Annotated in this window: 1 protein-coding gene; it reads left to right on the plus strand. The window is 63.0% G+C overall.

Annotated features, from left to right (window positions below; genetic code table 11):
- Positions 1–276 (plus strand): cadherin-like domain-containing protein (locus tag E4K09_RS28750; RefSeq protein ID WP_166802134.1); only part of this gene is annotated, 276 nt, incomplete at both ends.

Here is a 276-nt window from a genome sequence, read left to right on the forward strand (position 1 = left end):
CACGTTCACGCTCGGCAGCGATGGCGCTTACAGCTTCACGCCAGTCGCCAGCTGGAACGGCACGGTCCCGACCGTCACCTACATGATCGGCGATGGGGAAGGCGGCTCGGATACAGCCAGCCTCGTCATCACCGTCACTCCGGTCAACGACGCGCCGGAAGCAAACGGCACGATTGCCGATCAGGCCAATGAGGATGCGCAGGGCATCACGCCGCTTGACGTTTCGACCTTCTTCTCCGACCCAGATGGCGACACGCTGACCTACAGCGCCAGCAA

Origin of the sequence: Microvirga pakistanensis, from assembly GCF_004458765.1 — a bacterium.
In the GTDB taxonomy this organism is placed as follows: Bacteria; Pseudomonadota; Alphaproteobacteria; order Rhizobiales; family Beijerinckiaceae; genus Microvirga; species Microvirga pakistanensis.